General features: G+C 34.9%; 21 protein-coding genes. 19 read left to right on the top strand and 2 right to left on the bottom strand.

Features of this window, described 5'->3' with window-relative positions; all coding sequences use genetic code 11:
* Positions 1 to 49 precede the first annotated feature (49 nt).
* Positions 50 to 280 (top strand): hypothetical protein, encoded by a 231-nt coding sequence (locus ACRHOC_RS03790; protein ID WP_431157218.1) that lies wholly within the window; start codon positions 50 to 52, stop codon positions 278 to 280.
* On the opposite strand, the gene thiL is transcribed toward ACRHOC_RS03790, so the two are convergent.
* The gene (gene thiL / locus ACRHOC_RS03785; RefSeq protein ID WP_431157217.1) at positions 270 to 1,316 is read right to left on the bottom strand and encodes a thiamine-phosphate kinase; all 1,047 of its coding nucleotides are present in this window, start codon (positions 1,314 to 1,316) and stop codon (positions 270 to 272) included. The two genes, ACRHOC_RS03790 and thiL, sit on opposite strands and share 11 nt — an antisense overlap.
* 107 nt (positions 1,317 to 1,423) lie before the next feature.
* Here thiL and ACRHOC_RS03780 point away from each other — a divergent pair, with 107 nt between their 5' ends.
* The 17 genes from ACRHOC_RS03780 to ACRHOC_RS03700 all read left to right on the top strand — a co-directional run bounded on the left by ACRHOC_RS03780 (position 1,424) and on the right by ACRHOC_RS03700 (position 16,526).
* Positions 1,424 to 2,893: a choice-of-anchor B family protein gene (locus ACRHOC_RS03780; RefSeq protein ID WP_431157216.1), complete on the top strand. Its 1,470-nt coding sequence runs from the start codon at positions 1,424 to 1,426 to the stop codon at positions 2,891 to 2,893.
* A 4-nt stretch (positions 2,894 to 2,897) separates the two neighbouring features.
* Positions 2,898 to 4,226 (top strand): hypothetical protein, encoded by a 1,329-nt coding sequence (locus ACRHOC_RS03775; RefSeq protein WP_431157215.1) that lies wholly within the window; start codon positions 2,898 to 2,900, stop codon positions 4,224 to 4,226.
* Positions 4,226 to 4,987, top strand: a complete 762-nt coding sequence (locus ACRHOC_RS03770; protein WP_431157214.1) for an MbnP family protein — start codon at positions 4,226 to 4,228, stop codon at positions 4,985 to 4,987. The genes ACRHOC_RS03775 and ACRHOC_RS03770 overlap by 1 nt, the downstream gene beginning before the upstream one ends.
* Positions 4,988 to 5,030: 43 nt before the next feature.
* Positions 5,031 to 6,053: a cytochrome-c peroxidase gene (locus ACRHOC_RS03765; protein ID WP_431157213.1), complete on the top strand. Its 1,023-nt coding sequence runs from the start codon at positions 5,031 to 5,033 to the stop codon at positions 6,051 to 6,053.
* Positions 6,054 to 6,162: 109 nt separating this feature from the next.
* On the top strand, positions 6,163 to 6,402 hold the full coding sequence (locus ACRHOC_RS03760; protein WP_431157212.1) for a hypothetical protein: 240 nt from the start codon (positions 6,163 to 6,165) through the stop codon (positions 6,400 to 6,402).
* Positions 6,403 to 6,514: 112 nt separating this feature from the next.
* Complete coding sequence (locus ACRHOC_RS03755) at positions 6,515 to 6,844, top strand: HesB/IscA family protein (RefSeq protein ID WP_431157211.1); 330 nt, start codon at positions 6,515 to 6,517, stop codon at positions 6,842 to 6,844.
* A 9-nt stretch (positions 6,845 to 6,853) separates the two neighbouring features.
* Positions 6,854 to 8,302: a Fe-S cluster assembly protein SufB gene (gene sufB / locus ACRHOC_RS03750; protein ID WP_431157210.1), complete on the top strand. Its 1,449-nt coding sequence runs from the start codon at positions 6,854 to 6,856 to the stop codon at positions 8,300 to 8,302.
* A 10-nt stretch (positions 8,303 to 8,312) separates the two neighbouring features.
* The gene (locus ACRHOC_RS03745) at positions 8,313 to 8,726 is read left to right on the top strand and encodes a hypothetical protein (RefSeq protein WP_431157209.1); all 414 of its coding nucleotides are present in this window, start codon (positions 8,313 to 8,315) and stop codon (positions 8,724 to 8,726) included.
* 5 nt (positions 8,727 to 8,731) lie between these two features.
* Entirely contained in the window at positions 8,732 to 9,484 is a 753-nt protein-coding gene (gene sufC / locus ACRHOC_RS03740) for a Fe-S cluster assembly ATPase SufC (RefSeq protein WP_431157208.1), read from the top strand.
* 10 nt (positions 9,485 to 9,494) lie between these two features.
* On the top strand, positions 9,495 to 10,808 hold the full coding sequence (gene sufD, locus ACRHOC_RS03735) for a Fe-S cluster assembly protein SufD (protein WP_431157207.1): 1,314 nt from the start codon (positions 9,495 to 9,497) through the stop codon (positions 10,806 to 10,808).
* A 19-nt stretch (positions 10,809 to 10,827) separates the two neighbouring features.
* Complete coding sequence (locus tag ACRHOC_RS03730) at positions 10,828 to 12,045, top strand: aminotransferase class V-fold PLP-dependent enzyme (protein WP_431157446.1); 1,218 nt, start codon at positions 10,828 to 10,830, stop codon at positions 12,043 to 12,045.
* Positions 12,046 to 12,204: 159 nt separating this feature from the next.
* Entirely contained in the window at positions 12,205 to 13,266 is a 1,062-nt protein-coding gene (locus tag ACRHOC_RS03725) for a zinc metalloprotease (RefSeq protein ID WP_431157205.1), read from the top strand.
* A 99-nt stretch (positions 13,267 to 13,365) separates the two neighbouring features.
* Entirely contained in the window at positions 13,366 to 14,178 is an 813-nt protein-coding gene (locus ACRHOC_RS03720) for an META domain-containing protein (protein ID WP_431157203.1), read from the top strand.
* A 33-nt stretch (positions 14,179 to 14,211) separates the two neighbouring features.
* Complete coding sequence (locus ACRHOC_RS03715; RefSeq protein WP_431157202.1) at positions 14,212 to 14,634, top strand: SufE family protein; 423 nt, start codon at positions 14,212 to 14,214, stop codon at positions 14,632 to 14,634.
* A gap of 1 nt (position 14,635) precedes the next feature.
* Positions 14,636 to 14,962 (top strand): DUF59 domain-containing protein, encoded by a 327-nt coding sequence (locus ACRHOC_RS03710; protein ID WP_431157200.1) that lies wholly within the window; start codon positions 14,636 to 14,638, stop codon positions 14,960 to 14,962.
* A 1-nt stretch (position 14,963) separates the two neighbouring features.
* A complete protein-coding gene (locus ACRHOC_RS03705) occupies positions 14,964 to 15,470 on the top strand; it encodes a DUF2480 family protein (protein WP_431157199.1) in 507 nt (168 codons plus the stop codon).
* 126 nt (positions 15,471 to 15,596) lie between these two features.
* On the top strand, positions 15,597 to 16,526 hold the full coding sequence (locus ACRHOC_RS03700; protein ID WP_431157198.1) for a DUF3078 domain-containing protein: 930 nt from the start codon (positions 15,597 to 15,599) through the stop codon (positions 16,524 to 16,526).
* A 49-nt stretch (positions 16,527 to 16,575) separates the two neighbouring features.
* On the opposite strand, the gene hflX is transcribed toward ACRHOC_RS03700, so the two are convergent.
* Positions 16,576 to 17,778 (bottom strand): GTPase HflX, encoded by a 1,203-nt coding sequence (gene hflX / locus ACRHOC_RS03695; RefSeq protein WP_431157196.1) that lies wholly within the window; start codon positions 17,776 to 17,778, stop codon positions 16,576 to 16,578.
* 72 nt (positions 17,779 to 17,850) lie between these two features.
* Between hflX and ACRHOC_RS03690 the strand changes: the two genes are divergently transcribed.
* On the top strand, positions 17,851 to 18,801 hold the full coding sequence (locus ACRHOC_RS03690) for an endonuclease/exonuclease/phosphatase family protein (RefSeq protein ID WP_431157194.1): 951 nt from the start codon (positions 17,851 to 17,853) through the stop codon (positions 18,799 to 18,801).
* Positions 18,802 to 18,886 lie beyond the last annotated feature (85 nt).

The following is an 18,886-nucleotide window of genomic DNA, read 5'->3' as shown; positions in this document are numbered from 1 at the left end:
TTAGGTCTCCCTTTGTGAATCCTTAATCTATATAAACACTACTATTTAAATGAAAAATGTTTATTGTTCTTTGTTTGGCCATCAATATGAGGTGTCTAAAAAAGTGACGTTTCATGTCAAAGAATACAAATGCAAACACTGTAATTCTGAAATGACTATCGATGGTAACGGTAAATTCATTCCGCTTACACCGAAACACAAGGAAATCAATTCTATTTTAAATAAAGTGCATAATAAACGACTAGAGCGTAGCCAAAAACTATTAATGGTTAATTCTTAAGAGAATTCCATCCTTGAGCAATTATTTCTATACGTTCTTCTGCTCGAGTTACTAAATGTCTTCCTTTTTCTTTTTCAGTAAAATAACCAATAACTGTAAAATTTGGATTCGCTTTTATTTTAGGATAATCCTCTTGCGAAATGCTTAAAAGCAACTCATAATCCTCACCTCCATTTAAGGCAACTGTTGTACTATCAATATCAAATTCTTCACAAGCTGAAATAACTTGAGGGTCTAGTGGTATCTTATTTTCATACAAATCTATTCCTACATTACTCTGTTCGCAAATGTGAATTATTTCAGAGGATAATCCGTCACTTATATCTATCATACTTGTAGGCTTAACCTCTAATTTCTCTAACAACTCAACTATGTCTTTTCTTGCCTCTGGCTTGAGTTGACGCTCAACTATATAAGTGTACATAGATAAATCTGGTTGATTATTCGGATTAACCTTAAACACCTCTTTTTCTCTTTCTAAAACCTGAAGTCCCATATAGGCACCACCAATATCACCTGTCACAACTAATAAATCATTTGGCTTAGCACCATCACGCTTTACTACCTTATTTTGGGACACTTCTCCAAGAGCAGTGATAGAAATTACTAACCCAGATACTGAAGAGGTTGTGTCACCACCCACCACATCAATATTATAAATTTTGGCTGCAGTGGTTATCCCAGCATACAATTCTTCCAATGCCTCAAGCGGGAATCTGTTTGAAACTGCAATAGATACAGTAATCTGAGTAGCTTTGGCATTCATTGCATATACATCAGACAGATTTACCATGACTGCCTTGTAACCCAAATGCTTTAACGGCACGTAGCTTAAATCAAAATGTACACCTTCAACCAACAAGTCGGTTGTAACCACGATTTCCTTATCCTTAAAATTTAATATTGCCGCATCATCACCAATCCCTTTTATGGTAGATTTTTGGGTTACAGTGAAATGCTTAGTTAAGTGATCTATTAATTTAAACTCACCTAATTCGCTAAGTGGTGTGCGCTGTGGATTTTTATCTTCTAACATAGTGCAAAAATATTACGTTTTTTATTTTCCTTATCCTATAATTAGGATAATTTCAACCGTAATTTCCATTAAAAGTAAAATTTAGACTAACTTGCTAAAAAAAGATTATGAAAAGCTCCATTCTTAAATCTTCACTTTATCTTTTAACTGCATTGGCTTTAGTCTTTTATTTTGGCTGTTCAAATGACGATTTAAATCCTGGCAACACAGATATCGATAATGATACGATAACAAATGCTTTTGATAATTGTGTTGACGTCTCAAATTTAGATCAAATAGACACGGATAATGATGGATTAGGAGATGCTTGTGATGATGATGATGATGATGATGGTATTAATGATGATGTAGATAATTGCCCAACAATTCCAAATCCTGGTCAAGAAGATGCAGATGGAGATGGTATTGGCGATGCTTGTGATGACAGTACAATTGTACCTCAATTCCCTTGCATAAATGGATTTGCTAATGGTCATCCTTGCGATGGTTATGATTTAATGAGTCATATTCCTGTTGAAGATCTTGGTGGATCTGGAGCAGAAGGCAATGATTCTTGGGGATGGACCGATCCAGAAACTGGTAAAGAGTATGCGCTCGTTGGTACGACCACTAGTGCGGCTTTTGTAGATATATCAGACCCTTCTCAACCCATTTACTTAGGTAGAATACCAACTGAAACCGTTAATAGTATTTGGCGCGACATTAAAGTTTATAACAACTATGCATTTATAGTAGCTGATTTTACATCGAGCGTACCACCAGCAGATAGAGATCACGGCATGCAAGTTTTTGATTTAACCCGATTAAGAAATGTCACCAACCCGCCAGAAATATTTGCACCAGATGCGGTGTATGATGGTTTTGGCAAAGCGCACAATATTGTTATTAATGAAGCCAGTGGATTTGCTTATGCTGTTGGTTCTGACACCTTTTCAGGAGGACCACATTTTGTAGATATTCAAAACCCATTAAATCCGGTCGCTGCTGGTGGTTATGCGGATGATGCCTATTCTCATGATGCGCAAGTAGTCACTTATAATGGTCCAGATGCCGATTACACAGGAAGAGAAATACTAATTGGGAGTAATGTTAACGAAGTTGTACTTGTAGATGTAACAGACAAGAGTGCTCCAACTCAGATCTCTACAATAGATTATAGTAATATTGGATATACACATCAAGGTTGGTTTACTGAGGATATGACTTATTTCTTATTAGGTGATGAGGTAGATGAAATTAATTTTGGTCTCAACTCAAGAACAATAGTATTTGATTTTACCGATTTAGACGATCCTCAATTTCAAATGGACTATTTAGGCCCTACAGCTGCTATAGATCACAACGGCTATGTTGTTGGTAATAACTTCTACATTGCAAATTATACTGCTGGTTTAAGGGTGGTAGATGTTTCGGATATTGCATCTGGGACAATGACCGAAATTGGGTTTTTTGACACTTTTATCCCACATGACAACACCTCTTTTAATGGTGCTTGGAACATATATCCATTTTTTGAGAGCGGTAATATTATTATAAGTGATATTGAAGGTGGATTATTTGTAGTAAGGCCAAATTAAACCTATGAAATCGCTCAAGGCCATATTTCTTTGCTTTACTATGCTATGTATGAGTTGTTCGAGTGATGATACTACTTCAACTTCTAATAACGTTTCAATAGTTGCCGTTGAAACTTTAGGCGGTTCTAACAATGAAAGTGGGCGTTCAATTGTTGCAACAAATGATGGAGGTTATGCCATCCTAGGATATACCCAAAGTAATGATGGTGATATCATAGACAAACAGGACACAAGTTTTGACCTCTGGATTATTAAGTATAATGCCCTTAATACCATAGAATGGCAAAAGACTTTTGGTGGTAGTGGTGACGATCGAGGCAATTCAATTATTCAAACTTCAGATGGAGGTTATGCCATCCTAGGATATAGTTTTAGTGCTGATATAGATGTTTCTGAAAATTTTGGTTTTCAAGATTTTTGGCTAATAAAATTGAATGCACAAGGCGATCTTCTATGGGAAAAGTCATATGGTTTTTCTGGTGCTGATACTGGCATTTCATTGCTTGAGACAAACGATGGTGGTCTCTTACTTTCAGGTATCATTGATGTAACTGCCTCAGGTGGTTTAGGCGCTACAAATAGAGTGTCTCCAAAACATGCAGGTGGTGATTATTGGCTTATTAAAACGAATCAAAACGGTTCTCTAGAGTGGAGTAATTATTATGGTGGCAACTTTACCGATACACCCTATGGTATAATCCAAAAAGATGATAATAGCTTTTTAGTCATTGGGAGTTCTGATAGTAATGATACTGATATTTCAAATAATTTAGGTGAGTATGACTTTTGGCTTTTAGATATTTCAGCAGATGGTCAACTTATTTCAGAAAAATCACTTGGTGGTACCCAAATCGATGAAGGTAGAGCCATCGTTTCAACCACAGATGGTAATTTTTTAATTGCAGGAGATACCAGAAGTAATGACCTCGACGTTTCTAATAATAATGGTGGTGCTGACCTTTGGCTGATAAAAATTACACCTTCTGGAGAAGTCTTATGGGAAAAAACACTTGGTGGATCAAACTTTGATGTTGCAAGAGCCCTTGAGTCTACCTCAGATGGAAATTTTATTCTAGCGGGAAGTTCTAGAAGCAGTGATAATGATGTTGCAATAAATAAAGGGCAAAATGATGCTTGGATTTTAAAAGTTGATCCAAATGGTAATATCATTTGGGAGCGTTCTGTCGGTGGCTCTAATATTGATTTCGCTTATGATATCGCTCAATTAAATGACGGTTCTATCATTGTAACTGGAGACAGCACGAGTAATGATGGTGATATTTTATTAAACCAAGGTTTTACAGACTTATTACTCCTAAAAATTGAAGACTGATGAAAAAATCTATATTCTTATACGCTTTCTTGTCAATATTTATATGCGCCTGTAGTGAAAACGATGATAATCCTATTCCTGAAATAAATACGACATTTAAGTTTTCGCATAACTGGGATGGTGCGCTAATTACAAACATTAATTTTAATGCAATTCAATATGCAAATGCGAATGGTGAACTTTTAAGTATAGAACGATTAAGGTATGTTGTGTCTGACATTGTTTTTAGCAATAATAATGAAACCTTTGAAATGGACTTTCACCATCTTATTGATGTCACCAATAATGATTTGATGTTTTTACCTTCCCAATCTATACCTCCTGGCACCTATAATGTTTCTTTTACTTTTGGTTTAGATAATGATGATAATTCTGAAAATTTAGCAGACTTAAATACGGCAAATTTTAATGTGCCAGCCATGCTAGGTGGTGGTTATCATTACATGCAATTAGATGGTAAATTCATAGATTCTAATTCTCAAGAACAAGGCTACAATTTTCATTCTATTAGAGCTGTTGACAACCCAGGAACTAATCCAACTTTTCCTCAAGACACATTTTTTGAGGTTGATTTAGGAAGCATTGAATTAAACAGTAATGCAGAAATAGAGATTAAAATGAATATTGCTCAATGGTTTAAGGAACCTAATCTTTGGGATTTAAATGTTCTAAATCAGATGCTCATGCCAAATTCTCAAGCCCAAATTCAAATGTTTCAAAACGGTCAAAATGTTTTTAGTCTAGGCAATGTTTCTCAATAAGAAAATACATAGGTTCTATTGGACTGTAATGGTTTTTTGCGCAATGAGTTTTTCGAATTGTAGTAGTGATGATTCAAATTTCTCACCAACAGAAGAAGCACTTAATATTCCAATAATTTTTTCAGAAAATATATTGGCACCCATAATTCCCAACGATAATCCTCAGACAAGAGAAGGAATTGCCCTTGGTAAAAAGTTATTTTTTGATAATATTCTTTCTGCAAATGGCACAAAATCGTGTGCGTCATGCCATGCACCACAAAATGCTTTCTCAGATAATTCTTCAACAAGCGTAGGTATTGATGGTATTCCAGGTAATAGAAATTCTATGCCTCTTTTTAATCTCGCATGGAATTATAGCGATCGATTTAATTGGGATGGTCAAGCTCTAAGTTTAGAACGACAAGCGGAGGAGCCTGTTGAAAATCCTATTGAACTTCATAGTGATTGGGAAAATGTAATTGCTAGGTTACAATCGCATACCGAATACCCGAGCTTATTTCAAAAAGCATTTAATACCTCAACCATTACTAAAGAATTAACAACTAAAGCCATTGCTCAATTTGAAAGAACACTTATTTCTGCCAATTCAAAATTTGATAATTATTCTCTTGGGCAAACTGATCTTACGGATCAAGAACTGAACGGATTGGATATCTTTCTACGTGAGGATAAAGGTGACTGTTTTCATTGTCATGGTAATCCAAATAGTCCATTATGGACAGACAACGATTTTCATAACAATGGATTGGATAGTGAATTTACAGATCTAGGTTTAGGCGCAGTGACTGGAGATCCAAATGATAATGGGAAATTTAGAACCCCTTCGTTGAGGAATTTAGCCTTTACAGCACCTTACATGCACGATGGCAGATTTTCAACTTTAGATGAAGTAATTAATTTCTATAGTGAAGGCCTTCAAGACTCACCTACGATTGATCCACTCATGAAAAATATTGATCAAGGCGGTGTTCAATTAACAGATAGCGAAAAAGCTGATCTCAAAGCTTTTTTACTCACATTATCGGATGCTTCATTCATTACAAATCCAGATTTTCAGAATTAATAGAGCCTGTCACAAAACTTAACCTGTGCATTTCATCGAATAATTAGGTATTTGGTCATATAACTCGAAAGATTTTAATTATCTTCATTTAACCAAAACAACCCTACTTATGAAAACCAATGCCAACTTCGCATTACCTTGTGCAGTACTCGGTCATAATTTTATCAGATCAAATCAGTATAATGACAATTCATACGAGTTAACGTGTAAATGTTGTGGCACAGTGGTACAAACGGATGTCCATGGGAATTTTGATAACATCAGTTCACCAGACAAACACATTAAATCTACACTAAGAACTTTATACCATTTAAAACTTCAATTACTCAAGACTAAAATCGCCTATTAAGGCATAGTCAATTCCTATTAAATCATATACTAATATAATGTTAGGAAACATGGTTTGAGCTCAGTTATATCGTATATTTGCATTCAATTTAGAACGAATCTAGTTAGACGATATGATTAAAGTTTCTGAACAAGCCAAGAAAAAGGTCATGGAATTAATGACTGACGACGGCTACAACCCTAGTACTGACTACATTAGAGTCGGAGTAAAAAGCGGTGGTTGCTCTGGGCTTTCTTATGATCTCAAGTTTGATAAAGAACAAATTGATGGAGACAAGGTTTTCGAAGACAATGGTATTAAGATCATTGTTGATAAAAAGAGTTTTCTCTATTTAATTGGGACAACTTTAGAATATTCTGGAGGATTAAATGGGACAGGTTTTGTCTTTAATAATCCTAATGCCAATCGCACCTGCGGTTGTGGAGAATCATTTTCACTTTAACAAAAATCCATGAGTAAATATACTGAAGACGATTTAAGAGAGGAACTAAAGACCAAAGAATACGAATATGGTTTTTACACAGATATAGAATCTGAAACGTTCCCGAATGGACTCAATGAAGATATCGTTAAAGCGATTTCTAAGAAAAAGAATGAGCCAGAATGGATGACGAACTGGCGCCTTGAGGCGTTTAAGGCCTGGAAAGAAATGAAGGAACCAGAATGGGCAAATGTTCATTATGAAAAACCTGATTTCCAAGCGATATCCTATTATTCTGCTCCTAATAGCAAACCAAAATATGATAGCTTAGATGAAGTAGATCCTGAGCTTTTAGCAACTTTTGAAAAACTAGGAATTTCCTTAGATGAACAAAAAAAACTTGCTGGAGTTGCAATGGACGTTGTTGTAGATTCTGTCTCGGTAGCAACAACCTTTAAAGAGACCTTAGCTGAAAAAGGTATCATTTTTATGAGTATTTCTGAGGCGATACAAGAACACCCAGAATTAGTCAAAAAATATATCGGTACAGTAGTACCTCAAAAAGATAATTTTTACGCTGCTTTAAATAGTGCAGTCTTTAGTGATGGCTCTTTTTGCTACATCCCTAAGGGTGTGAGATGTCCAATGGAATTATCGACCTACTTCAGAATTAATCAAGCAGGTACTGGTCAGTTCGAAAGAACATTAGTTATTGCTGATGAGGGCAGTTATGTAAGTTATTTAGAAGGTTGTACTGCTCCAAGTAGAGATGAAAATCAATTACACGCTGCTGTGGTTGAGCTCATTGCATTAGATGATGCTGAAATCAAATATTCTACGGTACAAAACTGGTTCCCAGGAAATGCTGAAGGTAAAGGTGGTGTATACAACTTTGTAACCAAGCGTGGCCTTTGCGAGAAGAATGCTAAAATTTCTTGGACCCAGGTTGAAACTGGTAGTGCAGTAACATGGAAATATCCTTCTTGTGTGCTAAAAGGAGATAATTCGGTTGGAGAATTCTATTCAATTGCCGTAACTAATAATTTCCAACAAGCAGATACGGGTACTAAAATGATTCATTTAGGTGATAACACAAAATCAACTATCATCTCTAAAGGGATCTCAGCTGGTAAATCTCAAAACTCTTATCGTGGTTTAGTTCAGATAAGCCCAAGAGCAAAGAACGCAAGGAATTTTTCACAATGTGATAGCTTGTTAATGGGTAACGAATGTGGTGCACACACCTTCCCATATATCGAAGCAAAAAATAAAACAGCTCAGATAGAACACGAAGCCACTACAAGTAAAATTGGTGAAGACCAGATTTTTTATTGTAACCAACGAGGTATAGATACTGAGAAAGCAATTGCCTTAATAGTCAATGGATTTAGTAAGGAAGTATTAAACAAACTCCCAATGGAATTTGCTGTTGAAGCTCAAAAACTATTAGAAATCAGTTTAGAAGGTTCTGTAGGTTAAAATGAAAATTATGAAAAAGCTCATATTAATACTCCTTGTTACTTTATGTTTCAGTAGTTGCAAAAACGAATCTGAACAAAATAGCAGTTTAGAGGAAAATCGTGCAAAATCCTATGATGCCAATGATGGTTACATAACCATGAAAGGTGATTTTGTTTACGATGTAAATAAGAATGCTGCTGTTTTACAAACTACAAATGAAATTTTTGGAATCGTTATAGACGAAACCACCAAGCAACTGAATGAAAAAGTAGCACCATTTAAAGAAGATGCTTATACCTCAGTACCTGTTACGGTACGTGTAAAAAAGGTAGAAAATACAAATAAAGAAAGCCTTTGGAAATATAATTTAGAGATCAAAGAGATCTTAAATGTAGAGGCACCAGATCCAAATAGAGACGACGTTATTAAACTAGGAAATTAAGAACTATGTTAAAGATAAAGAATTTACACGCAAGTGTAGAAGATAAAGCCATTTTAAGAGGTATCAATCTCGATGTTAAGCCAGGCGAAGTTCATGCTATTATGGGACCAAACGGTTCAGGTAAAAGTACTCTAGCTTCAGTTGTTGCTGGGAAAGAAGAATATGAAGTTAACGAAGGCGAAATCATCCTAGATGGTGAGAATATTGATGAACTTGGACCAGAAGAACGCGCTCACAAAGGTGTGTTTCTTTCATTTCAATATCCTGTTGAAATTCCGGGTGTTAGTGTTACAAATTTTGTAAAAACAGCCATCAACGAAACAAGAAAGGCAAAAGGATTGGAAGATATGCCTGCTAACGAAATGTTGAAACTTATCAGAGAAAAATCAGAATTACTTGAGATTGATCGTAAGTTCCTTTCGCGCTCATTGAATGAAGGATTTTCAGGTGGTGAGAAAAAACGAAATGAGATTTTTCAAATGGCCATGTTAGAACCTAAGCTAGCTATACTAGATGAAACAGATTCTGGTTTAGATATTGATGCTTTAAGAATCGTTGCTAATGGTGTTAACAAGCTAAAATCAAAAGATAATGCAGTTATTGTGATTACGCATTACCAAAGACTATTAGATTACATAGTACCAGATTATGTACACGTTCTACATAATGGTAAAATTGTAAAGACAGGACCAAAAGAATTAGCTCACGAGTTAGAAGCTAAAGGTTACGACTGGGTAAAAGAAGAAGTAAACGCTTAAGATTAAGCAGATGGAATTAAAAGAGAAGTTAGTATCCTCCTTTATGGCTTTTGAGAATATGGTAGACATAGACTCTCCTGTTCATGATATTAGAACTGAAGCTATAAAAACTTTTGAAGTAGAAGGGTTTCCGACTAAGCGTCAAGAGGCTTGGAAATACACATCATTAAATTCAGTTTTAAAACATGATTACAGTGTATTCCCAAAGCACGAAAAAGCGTTAGAATATAAAGACGTTAAAAAGTATTTTGTTCATGATATTGATTCGTATAAAATCATCTTCATAGACGGTAAATACTCATCGCATCTATCTCAAACAACACACGACGGAATAGATGTTTGCCTAATGTCTTCGGCTTTAACGAAGCCAAAATACCGATTAATTATTGAAAACTATTTCAATAAAATCGCAACAAAGGATGGTTTGTCATCACTTAACACGGCTTTTTCAGCTGAGGGTGCTTACATTCATATTCCAAAAAACAAATTGGTAGAAAAGCCAATTCAGATTTTACATTTCTCTACCGGAAATGAATCCGCTTTAATGTTACAGCCACGTAACTTGGTTGTTGTTGATGAAAATTCTCATGTTCAAATTATTGAAAGACATCAGAGCTTAACGGATAACCCAATACTTACTAATAGTGTAACCGAGGTCTTTGCTAATAAAAGAGCAATTGTAGATTACTACAAAATACAAAACGACAGACAATCTGCATCGTTAATAGATAATACCTATATCAATCAAAAGCAAGAAAGTATTGCCAAGGTACACACCTTCTCTTTTGGTGGTAAGCTAACGCGTAATAACCTCAACTTTTTTCAAAACGGCGAACGTATTGATTCAACAATGAAGGGTATTACAATAATTGGTGACAAACAGCATGTAGACCACAATACTTTGGTTCACCATATAGAACCAAACTGTGAAAGCCATCAGGATTATAAAGGTATTTTTGATGACAGTGCAACAGGTGTGTTTAACGGTAAGGTAGTTGTAGAAAAAGAAGCACAGAAGACCAACGCTTTCCAAGCAAATAATAATATTCTTGTTAGTGATAAAGCAAGCATCAATACAAAACCACAATTAGAAATTTTTGCTGATGATGTAAAATGTTCTCATGGTTGTACTATTGGGCAATTGGACGAAAGCGCTTTGTTCTATTTAAGATCTAGAGGTATTCCAGAAAAGGAAGCTAAAGCACTATTAATGTTTGCATTTAGTAATAACGTATTAGATTCTGTTAAAATACCTGAAATAAAAACTAGAATTACCAAGATCATTGCCAATAAATTAGGTGTAGATATAGGATTTGACCTTTAAACTTCAGAGCAAGAAAGAAATGGGATTTAATGTAGAGAGAATTAGGAAGGACTTTCCAATCCTAGAAAGGGAGGTCAATGGCAAACCATTAATTTACTTAGACAATGCAGCGACATCTCAAACACCTCAGCAGGTCATTGATGTCATTGTAGATTATTACACAAGTTATAATGCCAATATTCATAGAGGTGTTCATGCACTAAGTCAAGAGGCAACTGATGCCTACGAGCATGCGCGTCAAACCATTCAGAAGCATTTTAACGCTCAACACCCTTACGAGATTATTTTCACCTCAGGAACAACACACAGCATTAATATGGTTGCTAATGGGTTTTCCTCTCTTTTAAATAAAGGAGATGAAATTATAGTCTCTGCAATGGAGCATCACAGCAACATTGTGCCTTGGCAAATGCTTTGTGAAAAAACAGGTGCAACACTTAAGGTGATCCCAATGAGTTTAGAGGGTGAATTAATCCTCTCCGAATACGATGCCTTGCTTAATGAGAATACAAAACTAGTTTTTGTAAATCACATTTCTAATGCACTTGGTACAATAAACCCCATAGAATATCTAATAGAAAAGGCGCACTCAGTTGGTGCTGCTGTTCTCATTGATGGTGCTCAGGCATGTCCGCATATCAAACCAGATGTCCAAGCTTTAGATGTTGATTTTTATGTGTGCTCTGCGCACAAAATTTGTGGCCCAACAGGTATTGGTATGTTATATGGCAAGGAAGAATGGTTAAATAAGCTTCCGCCTTATCAAGGAGGTGGCGAGATGATTGCCGAAGTGTCTTTTGACAAAACTACTTACGCTGATCTACCACACAAATTTGAAGCAGGTACGCCTAATGTTTGTGGAGGTATTGCTTTTGGAGCTGCATTAGATTACATGAATACTATTGGCTTTGATGCCATTGCTACTTACGAGAATGAATTGCTCAACTATGCAACGGAAGAATTACTGAAAATTGATGGCTTGAAAATTTATGGAACTTCATATAACAAAACTTCGGTAATCTCATTTAATGTCGGTAACATCCACCCTTATGATTTAGGGACATTACTCGATAAAATGGGTATTGCAGTGCGAACTGGTCACCATTGTGCACAGCCAATTATGGATTTTTATCAAATTCCAGGTACAGTGAGAGCCTCATTTATGTTTTATAATACTAAAGAAGAAATCGACTTATTTATTTCTGCACTTAAAAAGTCGATTATGATGCTATCCTAACCCTTTAACTCTTAGAAAGTTAAATCTCTTTCATCAAAAAATCATTATTTTTTGACCTAAACACTTTATCAAATATTCTCAGTATTTGCTTAAATTTCTGTTAATATTTTGAATAATTATCATATATTCGGGTTGCTAATTTAAAACCCTTTAAAATTTATGAAAAAATCTTTATTAGGATTAGCCTTTATTGGCGTCCTTTTCATTGGTTGTTCCGACGATGCTAATGAATATCAAGAACAAGAAACTACAATTGACATGTCTGACTTCTATCTTTTGACAGATCCATCAGAATCCATGACTACAGATCGTGCAGCAAACGGTAAAAACTGCACAACTATGGCTGTTTTAAATAGACAGTTAAATGAAAACCCTGGCTTATACCAGACGATGTACAATATTGAAGAAAGATCTAGAAGATTCACAAACAATTTGCGCCCAGGAAATGGTAATGGCGGTGGTAATGGCGGTGGTAATAACGGCGGTGGAGACGACGGAGGTGGAGATCCACCAGTTGATGATGGTTTAGGATCAATTAATATCCCTGTATATGTTTATGTTGTTTATGCTAACAGCGCTCAAAACATAAGTGATTCACAGGTAAATTCTCAAATTGCTGTTTTAAATGCAGATTTCAATGACACAAATTTTAGTGATGTTAATACATATCCTGAAAGAGGTGCAGATGTAGATATTAACTTTACACTCGCAACAATTGATAGAAGAGCAAACTCTACTTCCCAATGGGGAACTAATGATGCTGTTAAGTCTGTTTATCCGGCTCAACCTGGTCACTTAACTATTTGGGTAGCAAATATTGGTGGTGGTATCTTAGGATATGCTCAATTCCCAGGTGGAAACGCTTCTACTGATGGTGTGGTTGTTTCTCCTCAGTATTTTGGAACAAACGGAACTGCAACAGCGCCATTTGATGGTGGTAGAACTACAACACATGAGGTTGGACATTGGTTAAATCTAAGACATATTTGGGGAGATGGTAGATGTAATAGAGATGATTTTGTTTCTGATACACCAAAATCTGATCGTCCAAATTATGGCTGTCCTGGTCAAGTTAGTCATTGTCGTTCTATTGATATGACAGAAAATTATATGGACTATACTGATGATGACTGTATGGGATTATTTACACAGGGACAAAAAGAAAGAATGCGTTCAGTTCTGGCTCCTGGTGGCCCAAGAGATGAATTCACTGGTAATTAAAATATCAGATAAAATAAATAAGGCGCCTATATGGCGTCTTTTTTTTGGCATAGAATTAGCTTATAAAAAAACAATATCTTTAACCTAAAATAGTCTAAAATGAAATTTCTTTTATCACTGCTCAGTATTGTTTTAATGGCAGATTCGTGTAACTCAAAAAACAATGATATAGATGCTAAAATTATGGATCAGAATTCTCTTGTTGGCGATTACATCATTACAGAATTAGCAGACAAATCTATCACATCAAAAACTTTAAAAATTTCTTTTTCAGAAAAAAATGAAGTTACAGGTTTTGGTGGTTGTAATAGTTTTTTTGGCTCTTATACATTTGAGAAAGGTAAAATTAGCATCAGCAATATTGCATCCTCTAAGAAATTCTGTGGTGCTGAAATCAGCAATACAGAGCGCATGTTTTTATCAGCCCTAAATAAATCTGAAACCATAGAGTTTATTGACAATACACTTGTTTTTTCGTCTGAGGGTAATACCATATTGAAAGGGACAAAGAACAGTCCAACCGAATCAAGTAAAAATTTAGCTTTAACGAACCCGATTCTTATTTACCAAACCACATCTCGTGGAGCTTTTGATTACATAAAAATTTCTGACACTAAAGTGCGTCTTTCAAGCGACCGAAATTTAAATATTTTCAGTGACTATAATTGCTCAAATGGTGATAGAGATGAACTAACACAAATGCTAAATCAAGTTGATCTTAAAACAATTAGTCAATTAAAAGCTCCCACAGATAAACGCCTATTTGATGGTGCACCAATAGCAACATTAATTGTAATAAGCAATAAGGAAGAATTTACATCTCAAAGCTTTGATCATGGACATCCTCCAAAAGAAATCGAAGCCATAGTTAATAAAGTGTTATCCATTAAAGAAAATGCTACCAAACAGTAGGGTTTTTGTAATTTTGCGACAAAATAAATGACGATGACAATTGCTGAAGTACAAAACGAAATTATAGACGAATTCTCAATGTTTGATGATTGGGAAGAGCGCTATCAATACATGATTGACTTAGGTAAAACTTTACCCTTAATTGATGATAAATACAAAACTGATGATCATATTATAAAAGGGTGTCAAAGTAAAGTATGGGTACATGCTGATATGGAGGACGATAAAGTAAGTTTTACCGCAGATAGCGATGCTATTATAACTAAAGGAATAATTGCGATATTAATCCGTGTGTTTTCTGGTCAGCATCCAAATGAAATTATTGAAGCTAACACCGACTTTATTGATAAAATTGGATTAAAAGAGCACTTGTCTCCAACGAGAGCTAATGGTTTGGTTAGCATGATAAAACAATTAAAAATGTATGCTATTGCATACCAAACACAATTGAACTAAAATGAGTGATACAACTATAGATACCAATGTTTTGGGTGATAAAATCGTAAGGGTTTTAAAAACAATCTACGATCCTGAAATTCCTGTGGACATTTATGAATTAGGCCTTATTTACGATGTGTTTGTAAACGAAGACTATGACGTTAAAATCTTAATGACTTTAACAACACCTAATTGCCCTGTAGCAGAGACACTACCTTTAGAAGTTGAAGAAAAAATTAAGTCTATAAACGAAGTAAAAGATGCAGAAGTTGAAATTACTTTTGATCCACCTTGGTCTCAAGATTTAATGAGTGAAGAAGCAAAACTAGAACTAGGAATGCTATAGCATGGCAGAAGAAATAATTAATAGAGTTGCAAATAGCAAATTAAAAGTTATTGATCTTGAGGATTTTTATCCAGACGGTAATCGCATACTGTTCGATATTAAAGATTGGTTATTCGAAGGGCTGGTTTTAAGGGAAAAAGACTTTAGAGCCTCAGTTAAAGCACACGACTGGTCGCAGTATGATACCAGCTACGTAGCTTTATTTTGCTCGTCTGACGCCATAATACCAGACTGGGCCTACATGCTTATAACGGTTAACTTAATGGGTATTGCTAAAAAGGTGGTATTAGGTGACTTAGATCATCTCGAATCTATTCTGTACACTTCAATCATTTCTGAAATGGATTTATCCGAATATAAAGACATGCCTGTTATCATAAAAGGATGTTCCCACAAACCTGTACCAGCTAATGCTTTGGTTATGCTTACGGAAAGACTTGTGCCTGTTGCCAAATCTATTATGTTTGGAGAAGCTTGTTCGGCCGTACCACTTCACAAAAAAAAATAATCTGAAAAGTGTGACCTTTCACTAAATAATAGGTCTTACACACATAACATACGTTAATTATAGAGATAAATCATTATTCGCTTATATTTGCACAGATTACATTAAACCATTTAATACCTATTAATTATGAATAAAAAATTAATCGTTTTAGCCATTTTAATAATGGCGGTTTCTTTTGGATTCTCTCAAACAAAAGAAGAATTAGAAGCTCAAAAAGCAGAGAAGCAAGCAGAAGCAGATAAGTTTCAGGGTGAAGCAGATGCACTACAAGCTCAAATAGATGCATTACCAGGATGGCGTGTTGGTGCCTTTGGTACTATAGGAGGAAGTCTTTCTAACTTTAATAATTGGTATGCACAAGGTGCTCCAAATAACGAATCTGGTAATATTGGTTTTACGGTAAATGCCTTTGCTAACTTAATCGAAGATAAATTCTTTTGGAGAAACTCTTTAAATACCAATTTAAACTGGGTAAAATTAGACGATAAGGACGACGCAACAGACAATGACAGTTTTGAACCTACAACAGACGTTTTTAATTTATCTTCATTATACGGGAGAAGATTAAGCGACAAATGGGCTGTTTCAGGATTATTAGAATACAGAACTACAATTCTAGATAACTTTAATGATCCAGGATACCTAGATTTAGGTGTTGGTGCCACTTGGACACCACTTAGTAACCTAGTGGTTGTGATACACCCATTAAACTACAACTTTGTATTTGCGGATGATGACACTATATTCAATTCTTCATTGGGTGCTAAAATTGTAGCTGATTACACTGCTAGCATTGGTAAAGTGAACTTAAAATCTAATTTATCTACGTTTCAAAGTTATGAGGATAGTGACCTATCTAACTGGACATGGATTAATTCATTCAGTTATACCTTATGGAAAAACTTTGGTGTAGGATTTGATTTTGGATTGAGAAGCAATAAACAAGAAGCGCTCAATTATGCTGTTAATACACTTGGAGATACAGCAGCAACTTTTGACAATGTAGATAATGATTTACAGTCTTACTATACGTTTGGTGTAAGCTATAAATTCTAATAGATACTTTAAATAATAATTTAAAAGGAGGGTTAGTCACCTTCCTTTTTTAGTTGACATCCTCTACATCAGGATATAGAAAATGATTATAAGGAAATCTTGTAACATGAATTTCCCTTACTTCTTTATACACGCGTTTTCTAAACTCAGTAAGGTTCTCTTTATTTAGTGCAGAGATGAACAGTGCATTGTCTCCAATTTTTGACATCCATGTATTTCTCCAATCATCTATGGTATAATTTGCTTTAGACACCTCTAACGCATCTTCAATAGGTTCTGGTTTATGAGCATCTATTTTATTAAAAACCATAATTGTTGGCTTGTCTTTACTCTTAATCTCATCTAGGATTTGATTTACAGACTCTATATGTTCTTCAAAGTTAGAATGCGATATGTCTACCACATGTAATAATAAGTCTGCTTCTCTTACCTCATCCAAAGTTGATTTAAAAGACTCAACCAATTGCGTCGGTAACTTTCTAATAAAACCAACAGTATCACTTACTAAAAATGGCAAGTTTCCTATCACCACTTTACGAACTGTGGTATCTAACGTTGCGAATAATTTATTCTCAGCAAAAACTTCACTTTTACTAATGACATTCATTAGTGTAGACTTACCAACATTTGTATAACCCACTAAAGCAACACGAACCATTTTACCACGATTACCTCGTTGAACAGCCATCTGCTTATCAATGGTTTTAATTTTTGCTTTTAAAAGCGCAATTTTATCTCTTACAATACGCCTATCGGTCTCAATTTCAGTTTCACCTGGTCCACGCATACCAATACCACCTTTTTGCCTTTCGAGGTGTGTCCACATTCCTTTAAGTCTTGGCAACAAATATTCACATTGCGCTAATTCAACTTGCGTTCTTGCGTAGCTTGTCTGTGCACGTTGCGCAAAAATGTCCAAAATCAAATTGGTTCGATCTAGGATTTTACAATTAAGAATTTTACTAATGTTACGCTCTTGGGCTGGTGATAATTCATCATCAAAAATCACAGTCCCTACTTCATTGTCTTTAACATACTGCATCACTTCGTTCATCTTACCAGAACCAATAAAGGTTTTAGCATTTGGCATATTCATTTTTTGGGTAAATCGTTTTACAACACATCCACCAGCCGTATAGGTCAAAAATTCTAACTCATCTAAATACTCTTTAGACATTTCTTGATCCTGATCTTGTGTAATTATCCCAACAAGAACTACTTTTTCTAATACAATATCCTTTTTTTCAATCATATAAAAACCAAAGTGCAAAGTTAAACAAATGCATTATTCCGATTAAGATTTTAAAGTCATATATTTAGTGCTATGACTAACAGAGACGATATCTATACAGTTGCATTTTATAACATTGAAAATTTGTTTGACACCATTAATGACCCAATGAGTGACGACGATGATTTCTTACCAACTTCGCGAAAACGATGGACAAAAAAAAGATATCATAATAAGCTTAGAAAAATTAGCTCTGTTATTTCAAAAATAGGTCCAGATGAAAATAGCCATGCTCCTGCTATTATTGGATTAGCTGAAGTAGAAAATAAGCGCGTACTCAACGACTTAGTTGAAAGTAAGCATCTCGATGATGAGGATTACAGCTTTGTACATTACGATTCGTCTGATGAGCGTGGTATTGATGTGGCACTGCTCTATAAACCTAACTTATTTAATGTAGAATATTCTGAAACATACTCGATTTATCTTGAAACAGATGAAGGTTTACGAGATTACACAAGAGATATATTATTAGTCAAAGGAAAATTAGATGGTGAAAACCTTAACATTATCGTTAACCATTGGTCATCAAGAAGAGAAGGTGAAAAAGAAACGGAACCTAAACGTATCGCATCAGCACAAAAAGTACTTGAAATTATTGATTCTATTAAATCAGAAAATGAAAATGAGAGAATTATTGTCATGGGAGATTTTAATGACAATCCTAATAATAAAAGCTTAGAGCTAATTGAAGAAGATGGTGGACTTTTTAATCCTTTTAAAACTGTTTGGTCACAAGATGTTGGTAGTTTAAATCATGATTTTGAATGGAATCTATTTGATCAAATTCTTTTTTCTACAAATTTCTTTGATACTAAACATTCTAAATTAGCTTTTGATGAAGCAGACGTTTTTGATATTAAATCTCTAACACAGTATCATGGAAAATTCAAAGGTCAACCCTTTAGAACCTATGTAGGTAAGAAGTATAAAGGTGGTTATAGCGACCATTTCCCTGTCTTTATCACGCTAAAATCATCATAATCTACACCCTCCCTTTTATCGATTATAACTGTACTTAGTCTATTATAACACTGTTAACAGAGTGTTAATAACCAATTTTTATATA

This window comes from Winogradskyella poriferorum (assembly GCF_050618035.1).
Classification (GTDB): Bacteria; Bacteroidota; Bacteroidia; order Flavobacteriales; family Flavobacteriaceae; genus Winogradskyella; species Winogradskyella poriferorum_A.
Note: the sequence above shows the minus strand (reverse complement) of the source record. Positions and strands in the feature narration are given on the sequence as shown.